A 2,653-nucleotide genomic window follows, 5' to 3' on the forward strand; every position below is an offset into this window, starting at 1 on the left:
CCCGATGATTTCCAGGGCCTTGCGCCATATGTGCCGGGAAATTCCATGGGCCGCATTTCATGGAAAACTTATTCCAGGGGATTGGGGATTTTTATTAAAAATTTCACAGCTGAAACCGGCGGCGAAATTCTGCTGGATATGGACCTGATCAAATCCGGCGGTGTTGAAGAAAAGCTTTCCCTGCTCTGCCGGGCGGTTTTAGATGCTGAAAAGGAAAACCTCCGGTACGGCCTGCGCCTGGCCAATGGGGTAAACATCGCTTTTGACAATGGCAGACCCCACTGCCACAAATGCCTTAAGGCGCTGGCACTGTACGGCAGCCGGGGGGAGGAGGCATAAGCATGGGACCCGCTTATTTTACTGCCGCCCCCAAAGGGCAGGGGCGTGTCGTTCTCGACCGGGAAAAAAAGGAAGTCATTCCCATTCTCATTGCTTTGGTGACGGCCATTTCGCCCCATGTACCGGATCTGCCTTTGTGGATCACCCTCTGGTGCATGGTCATGTGGGGCTATATGCTGGCCCGGCTTAAAACCGGATGGCCCCTGCCTTCGGTATTGATGCGCTCTCTTCTGACATTCATCGGACTGGCAGGGCTTTTGGCCACCTTTGGGCAGGGGATCGGTGCAGATGCATTTGTCGGACTCATGGCCCTGATGGCAGGCATAAAACCTTTTGAAATGTCCACCCACCGACACCGGATGATTAGCCTGCTGTTCACCTATTTCATCATTATCTCCTCCCTTTTCAGGTCCGATGCCCTGGTCATCATGATTTACATGATTTTTTCAGTTTTTGTGACCACCACTGCCCTGATCCGGATTAATGCGCCGGATATAAATATGAAACAGTGCAGACGCCTGGCTGGCACCATCCTGGTCCAGGCCCTTCCCCTGGTTGTTGTGCTTTTCCTGGTATTTCCCAGGCTGCCGGAGAGCCTGTTCGGAATCCAGGACCCGACTGCCGGACAGTCACGATTTTCCGATACCCTCTCCCCGGGAAAGATTTCATCCCTGGCAAAAGATCAGACCCCGGCCTTCTGGGTTGAGTTTGAAAATGTCCCTCCCCGGCCGGATCAACTCTATTGGCGGGCAATTGTCTTCCAGGCATTTGACGGCCGCACATGGCGCCTTTTGGCAGAGAAGGGACAAACCGCCGGCATGCTTCCCACAGACGAGGCAAAAAAAGCGGCCCAAAGCCAAACAGCCATTGTCCAAACCATTTTGCTGGCCCCCCATAACGCCCACTGGCTCATGGCGCTGGACCGTCCTGTAAAAGGCCCGGGCTGGGCTTTGGACGGGCAGGGCCGGACCCTGAAATCCAGGAAAAAAATTACCAAAAAAATCCAGTATAAAGTGACTTCCCTTATCCCCGGGGATGCAAACACTCCTTTAGAACCAACTCCTGAGCAGGATCTGGCAGCTAAAACCATTTCCGCCAACGGGATGTTAAATCCAAGAACACGGGAATTTGCCCAAACCTTAAGGCAAACACCCGGCACCCCGGCAGATAAGGTCCGGCGCGCCCTGGACCATTTCAGGGAGAACGGCTTTTCCTATACATTGACACCGCCGCCCCTGGGGACCCACCTCATTGATGATTTCCTGTTTAAGACCCAAAGCGGCTATTGCGAACATTATGCCTCTGCCCTGGCCTTCCTGCTCAACAGCGCAGGTATTCCTGCCCGGCTGGTGGGCGGGTACCTGGGCGGAGAACTCAATCCCTTTGGTAACTTTCTTATTGTCCGCCAGTCATACGCCCATGCCTGGGTGGAATATTTCGACAACACGGCGTTCAACAACACAGGCGGGTGGATACGGACAGATCCCACCGGGGTCGTGGCCCCGGACCGGGTACGTACCAACCCGGACGGCTCTTCTGTCCGGATTGCACCGGGGAACCGGGCCCTGTCGTTTATGGCCCGGCTGAAATTTGCCCTTGAAACCCTTAACCTGAGAGGGGAAGCCTGGTTTACGGGTTACTCCGCATTTGAGCAGATTACCTGGCTCAAAGCCATGGGACTGATAAAAAATAACCAGGCCCGCGGGCCCATGCTCTTCTTTTTCACTTTATGCTGCATCAGCCTTTTTGCGGCTATCCTGGTTTGGCACTTTAAAAAGAAACCTGTATTATCAGATCCGGTTGCCCTGGTTTTTGATCAATTCACAGGTAAACTGTCCTTGGCCGGGATCATCCGTACCCCCGGTCAGGGGCCGGTTGCATTTGCACAAGCCTGCATTCATGAACGGTCGGATCTGGCAGACGAGATTCAATTGATCATGGACCTGTACATCGGTCTTCGGTATAAAGGTACGGGTTCCGGTACGGACTCAAATCAGGAATTAGACCGCTTTCGAGCCTGTGTCAAACGATTCAGACCGAGTAAAAAGAAGAAGCGGTGATCCTACCCCGTCAACTACCCCTCCTGAATCAAAGATTCAGAAGGGGCTTGTAAAAGCCCGGGTTGAAAAGGAGATCGATACATATTACAGCATTACATGACGCAATCAGTCATCAAAAAGGGCATCAACAAATCGTTTTGCATCAAATTCCTGCAGATCTTCTATGGCCTCCCCCACACCGATATAGGCAATGGGCAGCTCCATGGTGGATGAGACCGCCGCTACAATCCCCCCCTTTGCGGTGCCGTCCAGTT

The 2,653-nt window shown here is 53.3% G+C and carries 3 protein-coding genes; 2 read left to right on the forward strand and 1 reads right to left on the reverse strand.

The genetic code is table 11. From position 1 onward, the window contains the following. Together AB7U36_RS11425 and AB7U36_RS11430 are read left to right on the forward strand one after the other, a co-directional pair. The coding region (locus tag AB7U36_RS11425; RefSeq protein WP_428159900.1) for a DUF58 domain-containing protein at positions 1 to 339 on the forward strand (339 nt) is incomplete at its 5' end. A 2-nt stretch (positions 340 to 341) separates the two neighbouring features. Further along, positions 342 to 2,399, forward strand: coding sequence for a transglutaminase TgpA family protein (locus AB7U36_RS11430; RefSeq protein WP_428159901.1), 2,058 nt, complete (start codon positions 342 to 344; stop codon positions 2,397 to 2,399). 105 nt (positions 2,400 to 2,504) lie between these two features. Here AB7U36_RS11430 and AB7U36_RS11435 read toward each other — a convergent pair whose 3' ends face one another. Then, entirely contained in the window at positions 2,505 to 2,651 is a 147-nt protein-coding gene (locus AB7U36_RS11435) for a hypothetical protein (protein WP_428159903.1), read from the reverse strand. Between the last annotated feature and the right edge of the window lie 2 nt (positions 2,652 to 2,653).

The sequence above is a fragment of the Desulfobacter sp. genome, assembly GCF_050177295.1.

What these genes read in the sequence shown, in the direction of transcription:
- AB7U36_RS11430 (WP_428159901.1), top strand. Translation starts at nt 342, where the DNA reads ATGGGACCCGCTTATTTTACTGCCGCCCCCAAAGGGCAGGGGCGTGTC.